The organism is Stieleria sp. JC731, from assembly GCF_020966635.1.
Classification (GTDB): domain Bacteria; phylum Planctomycetota; class Planctomycetia; order Pirellulales; family Pirellulaceae; genus Stieleria.
Map to the genome: position 1 here is coordinate 159,234 of NZ_JAJKFQ010000011.1, position 18,555 is coordinate 177,788.

11 protein-coding genes are annotated in these 18,555 nt (G+C 54.5%); 3 read left to right on the top strand and 8 right to left on the bottom strand.

Features of this window, described 5'->3' with window-relative positions; all coding sequences use genetic code 11:
- Nucleotides 1-116 precede the first annotated feature (116 nt).
- The 3 genes from LOC67_RS17725 to LOC67_RS17735 all read right to left on the bottom strand — a co-directional run bounded on the left by LOC67_RS17725 (nt 117) and on the right by LOC67_RS17735 (nt 4,759).
- Nucleotides 117-1,223 (bottom strand): DUF3524 domain-containing protein, encoded by a 1,107-nt coding sequence (locus tag LOC67_RS17725; protein WP_230263996.1) that lies wholly within the window; start codon nt 1,221-1,223, stop codon nt 117-119.
- A 16-nt stretch (nt 1,224-1,239) separates the two neighbouring features.
- Nucleotides 1,240-3,027 (bottom strand): leucine-rich repeat domain-containing protein, encoded by a 1,788-nt coding sequence (locus tag LOC67_RS17730; RefSeq protein WP_230263997.1) that lies wholly within the window; start codon nt 3,025-3,027, stop codon nt 1,240-1,242.
- Nucleotides 3,028-3,286: 259 nt separating this feature from the next.
- Nucleotides 3,287-4,759 (bottom strand): trypsin-like peptidase domain-containing protein, encoded by a 1,473-nt coding sequence (locus LOC67_RS17735; protein ID WP_230263998.1) that lies wholly within the window; start codon nt 4,757-4,759, stop codon nt 3,287-3,289.
- 553 nt (nt 4,760-5,312) lie between these two features.
- Between LOC67_RS17735 and LOC67_RS17740 the strand changes: the two genes are divergently transcribed.
- Complete coding sequence (locus tag LOC67_RS17740) at nt 5,313-6,653, top strand: DUF4013 domain-containing protein (protein ID WP_230263999.1); 1,341 nt, start codon at nt 5,313-5,315, stop codon at nt 6,651-6,653.
- Between the two features lie 539 nt (nt 6,654-7,192).
- On the opposite strand, the gene LOC67_RS17745 is transcribed toward LOC67_RS17740, so the two are convergent.
- Nucleotides 7,193-8,005, bottom strand: coding sequence for a phosphatase PAP2 family protein (locus LOC67_RS17745; protein WP_230264000.1), 813 nt, complete (start codon nt 8,003-8,005; stop codon nt 7,193-7,195).
- 741 nt (nt 8,006-8,746) lie between these two features.
- Between LOC67_RS17745 and LOC67_RS17750 the strand changes: the two genes are divergently transcribed.
- On the top strand, nt 8,747-9,052 hold the full coding sequence (locus tag LOC67_RS17750) for a hypothetical protein (RefSeq protein WP_230264001.1): 306 nt from the start codon (nt 8,747-8,749) through the stop codon (nt 9,050-9,052).
- An 83-nt stretch (nt 9,053-9,135) separates the two neighbouring features.
- Here the strand turns inward: LOC67_RS17750 and araD are convergent, their stop codons facing one another.
- Both araD and LOC67_RS17760 read right to left on the bottom strand, forming a co-directional pair.
- Complete coding sequence (gene araD, locus LOC67_RS17755; RefSeq protein ID WP_230264002.1) at nt 9,136-10,890, bottom strand: L-arabinonate dehydratase; 1,755 nt, start codon at nt 10,888-10,890, stop codon at nt 9,136-9,138.
- 224 nt (nt 10,891-11,114) lie between these two features.
- Nucleotides 11,115-14,225, bottom strand: coding sequence for a glutamate-ammonia-ligase adenylyltransferase (locus LOC67_RS17760; protein ID WP_230264003.1), 3,111 nt, complete (start codon nt 14,223-14,225; stop codon nt 11,115-11,117).
- Between the two features lie 524 nt (nt 14,226-14,749).
- Here LOC67_RS17760 and LOC67_RS17765 point away from each other — a divergent pair.
- Complete coding sequence (locus LOC67_RS17765) at nt 14,750-16,423, top strand: sigma-70 family RNA polymerase sigma factor (RefSeq protein WP_230264004.1); 1,674 nt, start codon at nt 14,750-14,752, stop codon at nt 16,421-16,423.
- Nucleotides 16,424-16,470: 47 nt separating this feature from the next.
- Here the strand turns inward: LOC67_RS17765 and LOC67_RS17770 are convergent, their stop codons facing one another.
- Both LOC67_RS17770 and LOC67_RS17775 read right to left on the bottom strand, forming a co-directional pair.
- The gene (locus tag LOC67_RS17770; RefSeq protein WP_230264005.1) at nt 16,471-16,788 is read right to left on the bottom strand and encodes a hypothetical protein; all 318 of its coding nucleotides are present in this window, start codon (nt 16,786-16,788) and stop codon (nt 16,471-16,473) included.
- A 28-nt stretch (nt 16,789-16,816) separates the two neighbouring features.
- A complete protein-coding gene (locus LOC67_RS17775; RefSeq protein ID WP_410001154.1) occupies nt 16,817-18,511 on the bottom strand; it encodes a permease in 1,695 nt (564 codons plus the stop codon).
- Nucleotides 18,512-18,555 lie beyond the last annotated feature (44 nt).

Sequence of the window (18,555 nt, forward strand, 5' to 3'; positions counted from 1 at the left end):
GCAAAACGACTGCCGCACGATCACGTGTGGCAGTCGTTTATGTGTTATGCCGACGTGTCTCGTAACGCTTGGCAAACTTCATGGGATGCACTTGCATGGAATTCAGCCGCTACTTTTCATCCGACAAGTTGTCGCAATCGCTCGTCGATTTCTGCGGTTGTCTGGGGGTTTGTTAGGTGTTGGATTCTTGTTTGGCAGGTGGCCGAATAGGTTGTGCGTTTTTCGGGGGCATGAAGTGATTCGATGAGGTTGGCGGCTTCGTTGATCGTTTGGAAACGCAGGGGATCGGGGACGTATTCGGGATATGCCAGCCCGTTGGGCACGACGGGAACGGCACCGGCCCAAATCGCTTCGCACATCGCGATCCCAAAGAACTCGTGGTCAGCGGTCGACACGACTACGTCGATCTCTTGTAGCTTTGCGTGGTAATCGTCTTGGCTGTCAGCATAGCCATCGAAAAGAATCTGATCTTTGAAACGTGAAGCGATTTGGTCATGCGATTCGACTTCGCGGCCACGTTCTCCTAAAAGAATCAGTTCAAACTCAAAGGACCTTTTCTGTAGCTCAACAAGGAGATCGAAAAAGCGATCGGGCCTCTTGTCCGCTTCAAATCGACCGACCCAGCCCAGTCTCAGGCCGCGGGGACGCTGCTCATCAGTGCGGTTTGTTTCGAAGGTCGTAAACCCAGGGTAGAAAACGCGACAACGTTGCTCGATGTAATCCAGATCGATCGCGTCGCGATCGTCCGGCATACGCCTCAGAAAGCGACGAGAATGCTGCAGAAAGGTTTCTCTGTTGTAGCGAGAGTTAAACCAACATTCCGTGCTTAGTGCTGCGGTCAGCAGGTTTGTAAAACCGTAGTGATAGTCTGGCTGGGACCTCGGAGCTGTCGGATAGGCCCATTGGTTTTCGTGATAATAAGTCACGATCGGAACCGCCGAGATCCATTCGTGAAAATACTGCAAACGCGCAACCGATCCAAGGAAGACTGGCAGGTCCAGCATGTCGCTACAGAATATTACATTCGGGGGCGACTGGTCCGACAACTTGTCCCGAAGTTGTTTCGCCAACACCATCGGTGCCGAACGCATACGCCATTTCCAGTGTCTAGCTGGCAGCGTTGCGAGAGTCCATTGGTGGATTGAATTTCCAGCGACTGAATCAATGAAGACGCGATGGCTGCCACCGTAGTACGGTTCAATCGCTAGGACGTTCAGGCACATCGGTGAGATTGGCGGACTAGTTAGGATTTAAGTTCCACTCGGGATGTTTACGCCGAAGTTTCGCAAGCCCGCTGGCGGAAACCGATGTTCCACGCACGTCAATCGTTTCGATACGAGGTAGCCCGGCGAGGTCAACAAGTACGGCGTCAGTCACCACCGTGTTGGTCAGCCATAGTGTTTGAAGTGACTTTAGCTTGTTCAAAGCTTGGACGAGGGGGTCACCGCAAGCGGTATTGGTGACATCAAGCTCTTCAAGCGAGGTTGCTTTGGCAATCCAGCCAGCAACTTGATTGTCGATTTTGCATCCTTCCAAAGAGAGTTGTTCAAGCTTCGAAGGCTCTGGAACGAACGACAACAATTGGTCAGACTCGATCGGCAAACCGGAAAGGTCCAGCCAGCGGAGCTGCGTTGACTGTCCGATCGACTGGAGGCCTTTGGGCCCGACCATTGTGCCGCGAAGGCATAGTTCTTCTAAATTGCGATCAACCGGGTTGGACACGAGATGTGAATCGTCAACTCGCAACAGACCGACCAATCCACGTTCGGGGCTGCCTGAATCAAACCCTGGCGAGTCGACTGTGATCCCATCGGCAAGAGGGACTTCCGTTCGGATGCGATACAGACTGGCCAGTCGAGCATATAGCCATCGCCGTGCCGAATCATTTTCGCCGTCCATCATCCAGTGCGTGTAACCGATCGCAAAGGCATAAAACTGAGCGAGATCACCACGCTGTTGGACGGCGTCGCGTCCATCAGGCCGCAGTTCATCCAAGGGAACGATTTGCTGGTTCGCGAATATTCGATACCTCGCAAACTGGATTCGTGGACTGTCCCAGCCACCGACGGTCGCATAGCCCTTTGAAAAGTGAAGCGATTCAAAATAGCCCGCAATGCCTTCGATCAACCAAAAATCAGCCGACTCGCCCGCGATATCTCCGCTTAGCGAATTCCGTGTCGCTTCACGAAATAGCTGGTGCACCAGTTCATGTCTTCGTGAAGCGATCCCATCGCTCTTGTCGGTTGGGTAAAAGAAAGATGTCCTTCGTTCGGAGCTATAGAAACCTGTTGACTGCGACAATGATTTGACAGAGCCGCCGGTCAGACGTGCCAACGTTCGGCCGTAGTCATCAGCGTCACGCAACAAGACGACTCGCATTTTCTTTCGCGACGAAAGTCGACCTCGGGCCTCTTGCAGTAGCGATTCGATCGGCTTGTTCGTGTCATCGCCCAGATGCAGAGCCACTTGGGCGTTGCTATCCCAGAGCGGAAAAAACAACTGCGTCCACACCCAATAGCAGCGTTCAAGATCTTCGGCGACTTCCGTTGTGCGTTCTCGGTCGGACCGTGAAAAGATTTGAAAGTGTGGCGTGTCTACTTGAGCGTAGCTACCCGGTTTCCAACCAATCCACGATGGTGCACTACGTCCACGGGACGCTTTGATTGCAGCCAATGAAAGCTTCGCTTCGTCACCAATTGGCAAACTGAGGAACTGCCGTATGGACTGATTGTCAGGATCCGCAGCCAAAGTGGACCACAGCCGCATGTAGTTTACCCAGCCTGGAACATCCCATGCGGGAAGATCACTTTGCGGTTGCGCGGCGCAGGCACGTGCGGCCGGGTCGACAAAGTGATCGGGCACAACAGGATCGGGATCGATCGAGTACGCGAATGTACGATCGGCTGCTGAAGCAAACCTTGGTGCAATTGCGATCAGACACAACATCGCGAACACCGCGATCATGCCTGATGATCCGGCCAGGCCAGCGCTGTTCGTTCGGTTCGGTAGCTCGATGAATCTGCCCATGAAGTCAGTCTAGCTGACGGGTTCGCCGAGTTGGGGCACTGCGAAAAAGAAACTCAAACGCTCGTCCCGGCTGGGTCAGTAAGCTCCTCGAAATAGCGGGTTCGAAGAGCTTACTCCGGGACGAGCATTTGAAAAAAGGTATCTCGCAATACTGCTCTAGCAGTGATGAGGTTTGCGAGACAGCGGTGGTCGCTTCGGACCAACCGGGGGCAGTTCGATTGCCCCACCTAGAGATTCATCGGTGATCGACGAAGGTCAATCAGTGACGTTGGTTTTGGTCACGAGCGGCCAGTTGGAAGTGGCCGTAGAGCGTTTGTTCTCGTCGAACGATGTAGAACTTTGCTCGAGGGCCTTTCTTGATATCGGGATGATCCAAGATGCCGGCCAAGTCAGACAAGCTTGCGGTCTGCCAGTTGTGAATGCCCAGCAGTACGTCGCCAACTTGGATACCCTGCTCGGCCGCTTCCGATCCACTGCGTACCGCGGTGATCATCAGTCCGCCGCGATACGGGGTTCGCATCCGAGCATTCAGCCGGTTCATAGCTGATTGACTAATCGGCTTCGCTCGAACTCCGATGACTGCCCAAGCGGAGTCATTGGGGCCTTGAGTGTTGTGACCGGACGAGGAAGTGGCGAGAGCGAGTTGCAGAGCTTCGCCGTTCCGTTCGACTTCGATCGAAAGATCCTGTCCTGGGTTTGCATGAAGCATCGCCAGTGAATAATCCAATCGGTCGTCTACCGTTCGAGTCCCAACGCGGACCACGCGGTCACCCGGCTTCAATCCGTCCCGTGCGGCTGAACTGCTAGCGGAGACATGGGAAATGGTCACTCCATCGCCATCGCGTGGGCCACCCTGGGTACTCAATCCGGTATTGAATCGATTCGAGTTATGCTCCTCGATCATCGATGTAACAATACTTACAACTTGATCGATGGGAATTGCAAAGGCAATTTGTTGAGCACCGACGCGAACGGCGACGTTCACACCGATAATTTCGCCTTCGATATTCAGCAGCGGACCGCCCGAGTTGCCCGGATTGATACCGGCACTGATTTGGATCAGGTCTTGATAGTCTTGAGTGTCGTTCACCGGAACGTCGCGATGCAACGCACTGATGATCCCTTGCGTGCAGGTATGGACATAGCCATAGGCATTGCCGATCGCGATCACGCTTTCACCGACCATCAGATCACTGCTGGTGCCACGCGGAATCGTTGGCAACGGTTGATCGGTGTTGATCTTGACCAACGCCAAATCGTTTCGTGGTCGCGATGCGATCAGTTGAGCGGTCGTGACCGATCCGTCTTGCAGCGTGACGCGGATGTTATCAACGTCTTCGACAACGTGGTAATTCGTGATGACGTACCCATCGGGGTCGATGATCACGCCGGTTCCCATGCCGTTGACATGTTTGAAACCACCGTCGCCTGATCCGCCAGCCATTCCGGCTGCGGTCGAACGAACAGTTTTTTGACCATGAAGGTTCACGACGGCTGGGCTAGCGCGGCGAACGGCCAAGACGGTGGGAGTCTCACGATTGGAATCGGTGACTCGCCCGACAGCAACCGATGGTTCGAATGATGTCAGCCGTGATTCTTGTGCCGACGCGTCGGCAACACAAATCGCGGAAGCTATCGAGAACGTCAGTCCGTACTTGGTGAGTCGCTCGAACCATCGTTGGGTCTTCCGTCGTCGACGGCCGATGGCCGGGGAAAGTTGGATCGGTCGCATTGGTCCCCGTACCCGGTGGAGCAAAACTGGATGCGTCCGTCACTTAACCAAACTCTGCGGGATGTTCGGTGTTGACGGCAAAGCCGGAGTGCCCGGCACGAGAGTGTGAATCGGAACAACCGCTACGATCCCTTGACGGCTGAATATCGACGCCGCAAGGTTTACCAGCCTTAACAATCGCCCTACCCCTCAGGCCGGCCGAGCTGGAAAACCCGGGGGTTTCCGGTGCTGCGGAAATTCGACTTGGACTTGCGAGCGTGAAAATGATGTGTGGCCACGCAAAAAATTTCCTAAAATCGCGCGCCCATTACCAAGGATCTCCAGCTGCCGGCGAAAATGTTGGCAGCTAGCATTTTCGAATTCCAACAGACAACCTCTGTTTCACAGTGATTGTTATTCAGATTTCGGATCACACTTGCCAAAATCGGCACTCGCAGCAGACTCACCACTGCCTTCGCAGCTTGCCCAAAGTTGTGGACTTAAACAGGTTTTGTCGCTGTGAGCGAGAGGCTTCAATCCGCGGTTTCCTTTTCTCCAGTCATGGGCGTTGGTCGTGAACGAATCATCCATCCACGCTGCCAGCTTGATAGGGCCAATACAGTACGACACTGAAGCTCGACAAAGCAAAACGAACAGGGCTCAAATCGCTGATGCCGCCCCAGCCAGTGCGGCCGCAGGCAGTATCACTGCTGATAGTATCACTGCCGATAGTCATGCAGCAGAGCGTTCGTCTGATGAGCTGCCGAAACGTGGGGTTATCCGCCGGGGAATTGGCTTTCTGACCTGGGGGATTTCTGGAAGCTTTGCCATCGTTTCGATGATCGTATGTCTCGCGTTTATCGCCGCGGTGCCGATCCTTCAATTGGTCACATTTGGGTATTTGCTTGATGTGGCTGGCGGTTTAGCCGGTGGGCGAAAATTGCGTGATAGCCTGCCCAAGTTGGAATCCTTCAAGCGAATTGGGATCGTTGCCGGTGCCGTTGTCATCGGGGCGATTCCGGTGCAAGTCCTTGTGCATCTTGAAAGTGTGGCGGCATTGGTCGATCCGGGATCCAATCAAGCCGGTCGCTTGAGAACATTTGCGATGATCGCTGCCATCGCCGCGATGTTTTATCTGCTTTGGGCACTGGCCCGAGGGGCGCGACTGATCGATTTTCTATGGCCACAACCGATCGGAATGATTCGACGAGGATGGCGTCCGAGCACCTATCGAGAGTTGCCTGACCGACTGTGGAGTTTCACGCGATCACTACAGCTTCCGAAGTACTTTTGGTTGGGACTGCGAGGTGCGATCGGGACCCTGATTTGGCTTGTGCCCGCGATGATCATCATCGCGACTAACCGTAATGGCGAAACCGGTCTGGCCGGTCTGGTGGGGATTCTAGCTGGCGTCGCTCTAGGGATCGTGCTGATGTATCTGCCAATGCTGCAAGCACATTTCGCCGCAGAAAATCGGTTTCGAGCATTGTTTGAAGTCCGCAGGATTCGCCGCTTGTTCTGTTACGCACCTTGGGCATGGTTCGGTGCGATGTTGCTTAGCTTAGTGCTGTTTCCGATCCCGCTGTATCTGTTGAAGATTGAGGCCCTTCCTCGTGAAGTCGCTTGGTTGCCGACCTTGGTCTTCGTTGCGTTCATCCTACCGGCGCGACTATCGGCTGGTCTGGCACTTCGTCGAGCTAAACAGATTGCGGCGAATTTCGAAGACGGTGCGTTGAAGCCACAAACATGGACCAACTTTTGGTCACGTTGGACCGTGCGTTTGCTCATGCCAGTGATTGTGGGCATTTACCTCGCGTTTGTCACATTAAGCCAATACACGAGTTGGGATGGATTGCAGACCTGGGTTCAGCAGCACGCCGTTTTGGTCCCGATCCCGTTTATCAACGGCGTGTAGCTCAAGCAACCGTCGCTAGCGCGAACACGGTTCAGTTGGAGCAATCGCCTGAGCCGCTTTGGCGTCAGCCGCGGTTGAGTGTTTAGCAGACCCTTTTCGTCATGGTAACCACGAGCTACGGTCATCGCCTGGTTGAAACAGTGATGATCCGTCAGCCGCAATCGCGCCAGCGTGCGGTTCTCTTGCGGTTCTGCTCTACCTTCTTTCCCGACTGCTTGCACCCTCACCCCCAGCCCCTCTCCCTCAAAACCTTCGCGGGGAGATCCATTGGGATTGCAGCGTCCCTACCGCGAAGGTTTTGAAGGAGAGGGGAGCCAGAATGGTTTAGGGTAAAGCGGTAGTGGACGAAGCGATGAATCCATACCCCTGGCTTTTGAGCACACCCTCTGAGCCGCGTCGCATACGATGTCTTGCGGGCTCTGCCCGCCGAAGAAGTTCGAAGTTCAAGAAACCGGATCACAGCTCAGTTGGAGCAATCACCTGAGCCGCTTTGGCGTTAGCCGCGGTTGATGCACGCCATGACCTCAACCGATGCCTTATCACGCGGCCATCGTTGGTGGTTCTTCTTCCGATCGGATCACACCTAAACTTCGACGCCGAGGCTCCGATTCGGGCTGCATCTTGTCAAAAAGATTTCCCAACAGTTTCGGGTGATAGCAAATGAACGCCCAGAAAACACCGAACGAGGCACCGCCGAAAATATCGCTGGGAAAGTGTGCTCCACAAGCGAGTCGCTGAAGCACCGTCCCAAAACAAATCAGCCCAAATAGGATGCGGCCACTTGGCAATGCCATCCACAAACCGATTGTCAACGCGGTTGCCGTTGCCATGTTTCCGCTGGGAAAGGCACGTGTGCTGGCGTCGAAAGTCGCGACTTGGGAAAGCGTCCAGTCAAACGCCCAAAGCCAAGCCGAGTCGATCGACGCGACATCAAGGTTTAGCCCGGTGGGTCTTGGGCGAAGTACAAAAATTCGACCGAGGGTTGCAAACGCTCCCGCGCCAACCGCCAATGTGACAAGCCGTGGGAGCTGCCAACGGCACTGCGGGGCCATCAAAAAGATTCCAAACAGAACAAGGAAGACTCCACTGCCATGCGAGAATACTCGCATCAGTTCAACAGCGTTGTAGACCTCACGCGGCAACGGATCGCTAGCAAACCATCGTGCGATTGGCACGTCGATCAGTGTCACGATGGGGACACAAAGCAGCAGCATCAATCCGATTCCGAAGAGCGTTGACAATCGGAATCGATAGTTCAGCAGCGAAGGCTTGCATGCTGCCGAGCCGGTGCTAGAGACAGAAAGTCCGACAACGTCTTCTGTCTCGCACGCATCCTGAGTTGACTCGTTCATCGGAATCGTTGCTCTCATTGCATCCATGCAGTTATTTCGCAAGCAAGTTCTTTGCAGACCTGCTTTGTCGCAGGCAGAGCTCGCCCGTGGGCGAGAGGTCCATTCCATTACCGCGGAGCGTATCGAATTTTGACAGGGCGGCGAAAGCGCATTTCCCATGAGAAGATTGTCACCGAATCGCTTTGCCCAAAATTAGTCAACTTTGACGATTAGGTTGACGATGACAGTTACCGGTGAGGTTACGGACGTCACATGGATCGCCCTTTGTCGATGGGCAAGACGAGTTTCACGGAATCGAACGATATGTCACGCGGTATAGGATTGTTGTTGCTCGGGTGCGTCGCATTCAGCCTTTGTGGATGTGTTGGCCCCATGGGCATGAACTGTCAACTACAAGGATGCGGAGACGCATGCGACTCATGCACCGGGTGCGGAGAACTCTATGTCGATCCGTGGGTCAATCACCCCGCCGATTGCACCGACCCCTGCGATTCCTGTGGGAACTTCAACGGCCAGAGCTGCGGGAAGTGCCGACCGACGCTTTCGGGCGTGCGTAGCTTGTGGGGATATTATTGCGGATGCAAAACCGGTCCAGGTGGTCATACCAATCGAGGATTTGCCCCGACACGTGGTCCTGTTTGCGGCGGATGCGATGGCGGTTGTGACGGATGCATGGTCGAACCGGCTTGCGGATGTGAAGGTCCTTGCAGTTGCGATTCGTATGTCGAACCTGGGTGCGGAATGGAACCAGCTTGCGGGTTCGAACCGGCATGTGGCTGCGAAGGTGTTTGCAGTTGCGAACCGGCATGCGGTTGCGAAGGCGGGTGCAGCTGCGGAAGTTCGTCCAGCTATGGACCCGTTTATGACGGCACCGTTATCGAAGGTGACGTGATCGAATCGGAGCAAGTCCTGATGCCACCAGTGATGCACGATGACATCACCTATGGACGACCGATTGAAAAAGCTTATCAACCCCAACGTGAACGCAAGATCTTCAATCCGCGTTCCGCGTCTAATCGCGGCTTCTTAAACGAATACCATCGATAGAAGATTGGTGCTTGAAGCCGAGTCCGACTCTGCGATGAAGTCGGACTCGATTGAAAACACGGCAACCAAGTGACGATCGCGAACTAGTGGATGCCCGGTTCTTGGCCGGGAGTTCGTCCGGTTAAAAAGTCAAAATCGCAACCCAAGTCGGCTTGGGTCACATGTTTGGCATACATATGCCCGTAGCCACGCGGCGGGACTACATCCGGCCTTTCAATATTGGCGGCTCGGCGAGTGATCTCGTCTTCTTCGACGTGCCAATGGATACGGCGATTGGGAACATCAATTTCCACGATGTCGCCGGTCTTTACCAATGCCAGTGGGCCACCGGCCGCACTTTCTGGTGCGATGTGCAAGACACATGTGCCATAGCTTGTCCCACTCATTCTTGCATCGCTGATTCGCACCATGTCGCGGATGCCTTCTTGCAAAAGCTTCTTTGGAATTGGCAACATGCCCCATTCGGGAAATCCTGGTGCGCCCAGAGGTCCAGCACTGCGCAAAATGATGACGCTGTCCGATGTGACATCCAGTTCTGGATCGTGAATTCGAGCTTTCATGTCAGGATAGTTCTCAAACACAACGGCAGGGCCTTTGTGTGATAGCAGATTTGGATCCGCAGCGAGCGCCTTAATAACGCATCCCGACGGTGCCAAGTTGCCTCGCAAGACGCAGGTGCCGCCTGCGTGGGAAACCGGATTCTCACGAGTGCGAATGACCTCATCATCGATGACTTCGCATCCGGCGATTTGATCACCAAGAGTGCCACCGAGGACTGTCTTCGCATCAACGTTTAGCAGGTCACGCAGCCTTTCGAGCATCGCAGGAAGACCACCGGCATCGAAAAAGTCTTCCATCAAGAATCGCCCGCCGGGACGAATATCGGCAAGCACCGGAGTGATTTGAGAAAGTTCGTCAAACCGTTCCAGTGTTAACGTGTGATCTAAACGCCCCGCGATTGCGATCAAGTGGACGATCGCATTGGTGCTGCCGCCGATTGCCAACGCGGTCATGACACCGTTATCGATCGACTTTTCGTCCAAGATGTCCGATGGCTTCCAGTTCGCCCAAGCCATCTGAACGGCATGTCGACCCGTTTGCGTCGCAAGCCGGCTGTGGTCAGCAACGACCGAAGGGGTGCAGGCGGCACCTGGCAGCGACATGCCCATCGCTTCGGTGACACTTGCCATCGTGCTGGCCGTTCCCATGGTCATACAAGTTCCGGCCGAACGACCGATGCAGTTCTCGATCCCTTTCCAATCCTTGTCGCAGAGATTGCCGGCAAGTCTTTCGTCCCAATACTTCCACGCATCGCTGCCGCTTCCCAATGTCACGTTTTTCCAACGAGCCTTCAGCATCGGGCCGGCGGGCAAAAAGATGGACGGGATGTCGGCACTGATCGCACCCATCAACATCGCCGGAACGGTTTTGTCGCATCCGCCCATCAGGACAGCGGCATCGATCGGGTGACACCGCAAGACTTCTTCGACTTCCATCGCCAACAGATTGCGATACAGCATGGTCGTTGGCTTCATCAACATTTCACCAAGCGACATCACAGGGACTTCGACCGGGAAGCCGCCGGCTTGCAAGATTCCACGCCGAACCTCGTCAGCACGATTCCTGAAATGTGAATGACAAGTATTCAGTTCACTCCAGGTGTTCAGGATCGCCACGACCGGTCGATTCTGAAAGTCGACGTCATCAAATCCCATTCCTTTCAGTCGTGACCGGTGACCGAATGAACGCATGTCATCGGGGCCGAACCAGCGATGCGATCTTAGTGATGTGGGGTCTTGGTTCTGCTGAGACAACTGAGAAGTGAATTCAAGATTCATGGTGGGGCTATCGGCGGGAGAGGCGGCAGGTCGGTTGGCTGGACAATCGGTGGAGATAAGTTGCCGCGTAGTTTAACGACTCGCACAATGCGGCGGTACGTCCGCCCAGACAGTTCATTAAAGAGGCATCGCCGCGCAGGGATGTATTTGAGTTGAGCCGCAGTTGGATAGAGCGGCTCGCCCATCGAGCAAGCACCAGATTGATTGACCTTCGCAGATCGTTGTTATTCCGAGGCGAATAGCCGGTCAAAGATCTTTCGAGTCGACTGCTTTGCTTCGTTTAAAGTCATTTGAATTTCTTGCGGGTCGTGCTTATGCATCAAGTAAGCCAAGTCACGCAGTCGCGATTCGGATTCAGGAAGCTCGTGCCTGGCTTCATTTTTCATCAGACACAAGTTCGCTTCGATACCACGCAAAGTGCGGTAGTTTTCCGACAAGATTTTACAGTCGTCGGTCGACAACAAACCAGCGGACGCCAGCTTTTGCAAGGATTCCAGCACACCGACACCAAGGATTTCACGCCCGTGTTCGCGAATATGTGCCAAGGTCAACATCTGGGTAATGAATTCGATGTCGACTGTACCGCCGATACCACTTTTGGTGTTTTCGTCGCTCGCCGTTTCTTGAATACGCAATCGCAATTCTTTTAGCTCCGACAACATCGACGGTCGCCACTGAGTGGATTCAAGAATCGATTGCAGCAATTCATTCGCCATCGCACGTTTACGGCGTCCTCCGGAAATCGCACGTGCTTTGCAGAGCGCGATCTGTTGCCAAAGCGGTGAAATGCCGCGACGGAATCGAGTCGCGAATTGATCAAGCGACACCGCCAAGACACCTTCTTCGCCAGCGGGGCGAAGCCGCCGATCAAGTTCGTAAAGTTGGCCGAAGTCACTGGGATCATTCACACGGCGGATTAATGCTTTGGTCAGCATATTAAAGAACTGAGCATTGCTAACGGTCTTGCGCGGGCCGCCCACTCGACGCTGGGTTTCTCCCTCGTCGGTATACAAGAACACGACATCGAGATCACTTCGATAGTTGGGTTCGCGGCCGCCAAATTTTCCGATCGCGACTGCGATCAGATCTGCAGGTTCGCCTTCGGGATCGACGGGGTCACCGAACCGTGCCGCCAGTTGTTCGTGCTCATGTTCGATCGCACGCCGCAAGCAAGCTTCGGCAGTATCGCTAAGAGCACCGTGAAGGGCTTCCAGCGATTCTTTGCCCAAGATGTCGTGAACTCCGATCATCAGATGCGCGCTACTTTTGAAACCATGTAGTACGACATCGATATCGTTCGCACGCCGGCATAGGTCGATGGACTTCGCATCCAGCCGTTCCGGTGACGGCAGTCGATTCATTAGCAGCGAGTCGATCAGTTCATCAATCATCCCCGGCATTTCGACCAATAGATCGCTCAAATATGGCGTTGCGGCACAAAGCCGAACCATTAGTTCCAGCGTCGCACGGTTGGTATTGAGCAATTCCCAAAGGCTAGATTTCCCGCCCAGTGAATCGGCAACTTCCGCAAGGGTCTGAAGCGTCCGATCGGGTGCCGGTGTCTTGGCAACTTCAGACAACAACTTGGGCGCGAGCGAGGCAAAGAAATGGTGGCAACGTCGTCGCGAGAGGAAACGAACCGATTCGGTCGACAACGCGCGAATGTTAACCATCGCTTGATCGATGTCGGTCAGCGAATGCCGGAGCAGGGTTTGGCGAACGAGTTCTTCATCCGGTGACGGGTCGAGCACCAGTTCCGTTTCGGCGGCGAAGTCTTTTAAGTCATCGACGTCGTCCCCTTTCGGAGCATCGACCATCAAGTGGTTGAGCACCTTGCGGTTCAGTTCGAACGTTTCTTGCAACTGCGATTGGAATCGCGAAAGGTCACCGACGGTGCCGTCATCAGCACGAACACCCAGATGCCAAGCCAGCCGGCGCCGCATCGATTCGTCGTGCGGGAGGCAACTGGTGTACCGCCCAGTCATAACCGACAATAGATGTTGCAGTCGGCATAACCGCGCGTACCCGCGGGTCAGCAAGCTTGATTCCTGGTGCGTCAAGCAACCTTCACGTTCCAGGTTCGCGATCGCTTCGTAAGTGTTTTCGGCGCGAACGGTTTGGATTTCGCCACCGTGAAGCAGTTGTAGAAACCGCATCATCAGTTCGACATCGCGGCGACCGCCAGGAGCCAGATAGACGTCTTCACCTTCGATGCTTTTGGATTCAAAGCGTCGTTGAAGCTTTCGCCGCAATGCTCGAATGTCGGCGAAATCACGACGACTCATGAAGCGACGATAGATCCAAGGTTGCAGTCGAGTGATCAGTTCATTGCCGAGGTCTTCGTCACCAGCAACGACGCGGGCTTTGATCATCTCAATTCGTTGCCACGTCCGTCCGTCCGATTCCAGACGCTTGGCGACCAAGTCGCCGCTGCCGATAACCGTTTCAACGCCGAGCGGGCGAAATGATGTGTCGACGTGAATGCTAAGAGCGGCAGATTCTTCAGAGTCGGTTAGTGCGATCACGTCGGAGACGACTTGATTGACAAAGTCACGATGTGAATCGCTCTTCTCTTCAATCGCGTCGTACAGAAACATGATCTCCAATGGGCTGCCGTAACCCATTTCGGTTCCTCCGAGTTGTCCGAGCCCGATGACGGAAAACTTGATCGGTTTGCCGTCGCTTCGGATCGGCGAGCGACCTTGGGAACGCAAGTTTTGCAGCGTGAACGACAATGCCGCTTCAAGGATCGCGTCGGCAACGAAGGCCAACTGTTGTCCGACATGATCCGGACTCATATCGCTGACGAATTCGCCGTAAGCGATTCGCGCGGTTTCGCGGCTGGAAAACTTTCTAATTGCAAGCGCGGCACGGCTGCGGCTATCGATTGTGCTCAGTTCGGCGACCAATTCGTCGACCAGGTATTCACGTTCGGCAGGTTGACCGTCGCTAGCGCGCAATAGGTCAAAGCTTTCCGGATCGGCGATCAACCGGTTGGCGAGCGTTTGACTTGTGGAGAAAACCTGCAGCAGCGTCGAAAGTGCCTTTTCATCTCGCTCAAAAAGAGACAGCAGCGATGTTGGCGAGCGGCTTGCCGCGATGAATCGATCCAGGTTGGAAACCGTCGCGTCAAAATCGACAAGGTCCGGCAACTGTTGCAGCAGTCGCTCGCGCAGCATGTCCAGTAGGTCTGCGGGTGCACCACACCGCCAGATTGATTCCAGGTGATGTCGGGCGGTCGACCAATTCGAGAATCGGCTCGGATTAATCCAAGCGAACTCGTCTTCAGATGAGTGGCCGTTGGAATTGGCGGATGAACGTGGGGGCGACTGCACGGACGCCTCGGCGTAGCGAGTAGAGCGGACGGTAATTGATGATTTCAGTTTAGCTGTCTGCGCCACGACCCATAGGTGGCCGAAAACAAACGCATGATCTCGATCGGCTAAAGCCAATCGTGCTCACACGCACGTCTCCTCGAAGACAACGATTGATTCAATAACGGGCCAAAACCTACCGCCCAACCGAATTGATCTCCGCCGCGGTTTTCCAGTCGATGCCCGTAAGCACAGAAAACATTTGCAGGGGAACTCTAATCCGGACTTCTAGTCTAAATCGTTGAGGGTTTTCCGTTAAGTCCGTGTCCGATGACCTACGTTTCACTGCCACCGACTTGAACTGAGTGAATGACGCAATCGCGTCAAAGGTGATCTAGCTCGACCGTCGATTGTTCCCCACACCGACGAGTTGTCGCCTCTCAGGTTGAGTAATTGCAACAACGGAACGTGGACTTTTCGAAACATCTTGCGTTCCTGCCAGTGGCGTTTTTCTCGCCTAAACCATTTACCCACAACAGGTTGCGATGATTGTTGCCAGCCCCAGCAACAGTGTCGGCATTGCGGATGCTGAAACCCTCCCGGACCAAATCGAGTGTTCTAGTCCGGCATCAGAGGAAATGTTCATGGGTAACAGGATCAGCGGCCGCAGCTTGCAAGATGACGCTTTCGCAGCAGAAGAATCGGTCGATCGCCGATCTCGCGTCATGGGTGAAGAATTCGCAGACCAACACGCCGAAGAAAATTCCGTGGATACACGCGGAATGGGCGACGAGTTGGACATGGATGCTGACCCCACCGAAGACCCGGTTCGAATGTACCTCATGCAGATGGGCCAAATCCCATTGCTGACGCGTGACCAAGAAGTGTCCGCGGCAAAGCAGATTGAGCACACTCGTGAAAAGTATCGCCACTGCATGTTGGCGACGGATTTTATGTTGCAGGGTTCGTTGAAGCTTTTGCAGCAGGTTCGCGATAAGCAACTTCGCTTGGACCGCACGATCGAAGTCAGCGTAACCAACGCAGCGGAAAAGAAAGCGATCATGCAGCGAATCGTTCCAAACGTTCGCACCTTGGAAAACCTGCTCAAGCAAAACAAGGCAGATTACTTCACCGCGATCAACAAGCGATTGCCACTGCGTCAACGCCGTGCGGCTTGGAAAAACCTGGTCGTCCGCCGCAACAAAGCGGTCCGCTTGGTTGAAGAAATGAACTTGCGAACCGGCAAACTGCAGCCGATGTTCGACAAGTTGAAGAAAACGACACGCCGCATGGTCGAAATCCATACGCAACTGAAAGGCAACGCCGCTGAAGTTCTTGGTGGATCCAGCGAAGCGGAATTGAAAAGTGAACTGCACTACCTGATGCGAATGACTTACGAGTCGCCGCAAACGTTGCATCGCCGTGTCAACAAGTGCGTCGCACTGCGTGACGACTACGAAGCCGCAAAACGTGTTTTGTCAGCTGGAAACTTGCGATTGGTCGTTTCGATCGCCAAGAAGTATCGCAACCGTGGTCTGTCGTTCTTGGACTTGATTCAAGAAGGCAACACCGGACTGATGCGTGCGGTTGATAAATTCGAGCACGCTCGTGGTTACAAGTTCAGCACCTATGCGACATGGTGGATTCGTCAAGCGATCACCCGCGCTATCGCTGACCAAAGCCGAACCATTCGCGTTCCGGTTCACATGATCGACACCATGAACAAGATTCGCCAAATCACGCGTGATCTGGTTCAAGAAAACGGTCGCGAACCCACCGCCGAAGAAGTTTGTGCACGCAGCGGATTGAGCTTGGAAGACACTCGTGTGATCTTGAAGATGAGCCGCCAGCCATTGTCGCTTGATCAACCGGTCGGTGATCACGAAGACAGCGTATTCGGTGAATTCCTACAGGACCATCGTGACGACGATCCATTGTTGGAAACCAACCGCCAAGCGTTGAAAGCACAAATCAACCAAGCGATGGAAACACTGAACTATCGCGAACGTGAAATCTTGCGTCTGCGTTATGGCTTGGCCGACGGCTATACCTACACCCTCGAAGAGGTCGGGCGTATCTTCCAAGTCACCCGTGAACGCGTTCGTCAAATCGAAAGCAAGGCCGTTCGCAAGCTTCAGCAGCCTTATCGTTCGAAGTCGCTTGCGAGCTTCTTGGACGGTGTTGACTACGCAATGATCGAAGGTGGCGAAACCGTCTAGGTAGAATTTAGGAAGCTGCCCAGAGGCTTCACACTCGATTTGGCAATCTAGCTTTTGGGCTTCTTCCTGAAGGCACTGATCACGGTCGAAATCGTGATCAGTGCTCCTACCATTGGGATCGCAGGGATCAGCAATCGCGGCTGAGCGGCGATCACAATCAACGCACAAACGCCGATCACCGGCACACTGGCAGGCAACCATGTCGCCGGTTTCTTTAGCGATGGCCAGGCCAGCCACAATGCGGCAAGTACCAAGCCGACTCTTCCCAAGGCCGCACTGAAAAACGTTCCCGAGCTGGATTCTCCAAACAGGTACGCAGTGAGAGCCACCGCCAATAGGACGATTGACGCAATCAGGGTCATCATCCTTCGCACATCGATCTGATCGAGCCGCTTAGCCATGACCTTCAACAGGATCGGGAAGCGTATCGGTATCAATCATTTTGTCCCACAGCAGGAAGAGTGCACCGACGACTGCATAGCCGGCGGCAAATTCAAAAACACGTGTTCGGAATGCTTCTGCCAGTACCAAGTCACCCCAGCTGTCCGGTCCAAACGGAACGAACAAGCGGTTGCCTTGAAGTGGCGAATGCATCAGCCCGACCAGTGTAAACAAAGCACAGACCCAAAACACGATTCCTGCGATTCGCAGTTTGCGATCGATTACCGCGGCGAGTCCCCAAGCCCACAAAAGACTGGTCAGGATGAATCCGCTCGCCAGCATCGTTACCACTCCGTACGCATCCTGAAACGGTGGGCTAAGATCCGCCAAGGAAATTGAAGCTTTATTCAGTGCCGAGTCCGTCAGGATTCGATCGCAGAAATTGAACACCAAGGCAGCCAGTGCCGGTAAGCAGGCAATTGCGACCGCGGCGTAATGTTTCTTTGGCGTCGCAGCAAAGCTTTGTGCGGTGATTTCTAGCCCGATAAATACGAGGATCGGTAAGACCGCAGGCTTGGGAATCACATCGTTCAGAAACGTGAAATAACCCAGCAGACCGGCACTGCCAATCACCAATGCCGTGCCAAGCGTATAACCTGCTCGACCTCCCATCGCCTTGTAGGCGGGATGACCGATGTAGGGTGTCGTTTGAATGACGCCACCACACAGACCCGCGATCAAGGTCGCCACGGCTTCGACGCCCACAACCGTTGGCGTGTGATAGTCATCGCCGGCCGCCGCGGCGCTTTCGGTGCAGTCGATACCGCCGACCACAGTTGCGATGGCAAATGGCAATGCGATTGGTAGGTACGGCAACGCATCGGCAAACGAACCGAGCCAGCTGCCGGTGGTCGCATCAAGCCAGCGGGTCGGTAGCCATTCGATCGGGCTGATAGCCGGGAACTGATAGCCTTCGACACCAAGGCCACACATCACATAGAAAACGATCCCTGCCGCGATCAAGGCTCCCAAGGTGCCGGGGACATTTTTAGGTAGCGGAATGCCGGCGATCAGCGTGGTCAGGACGATCGATAACGCCAAAATCCCTGGCAAGGGCTGAGCGAAAATTTCAGTCAGCGGAAAGAAACTGATCAGCGCCAGTGCGATCGCGGCAAGAGAACCCAACAAGCCGGCTCTGGGTACAACCCGTCGAACCCAATTGGTCGCCGGAGCCATCGCCAGTTTCAGCACGCCGCTCATCACGATACACCAAATGCCGATGTGCCAGGTACGGACCGCCGCATCCTCAGGCGACAGACCCAGTGATTCAACACCTTGCAAAAACGATGGCCCAAGGATCAGCAACGAAACGCCAAAAACGCTTGGCGTATCGAGCCCCAGCGGCATGGCGGTGACATCACTCGAGCGTTTTTGTTTTGCCAGTCGAAAGGCAAAATAGACGAATGCCAAATCGCCAATTAGCACACCCAGGGCAGTGCCTGGGACCAGTGCCGAGATCGCAAAGTCGGTCGGGAATCCAAAGCCAGCCAGTAGAATGACCACCAAAAAAAGGCCGGTCAGGTTGTCGAGCATCAGTCCAAAGAATGCGTTGACATCACCCGCCGTCAGCCACTGGTAACCATCCCAATCGCCACTGGGGGCAGAGGCGTCGTTGTTATTGGGGGGGCTCTCGTTCCCGGAATTCATTTCGGGTTTCGAATCGCTCGACAAATCCAAGGTTCAATCTCTTT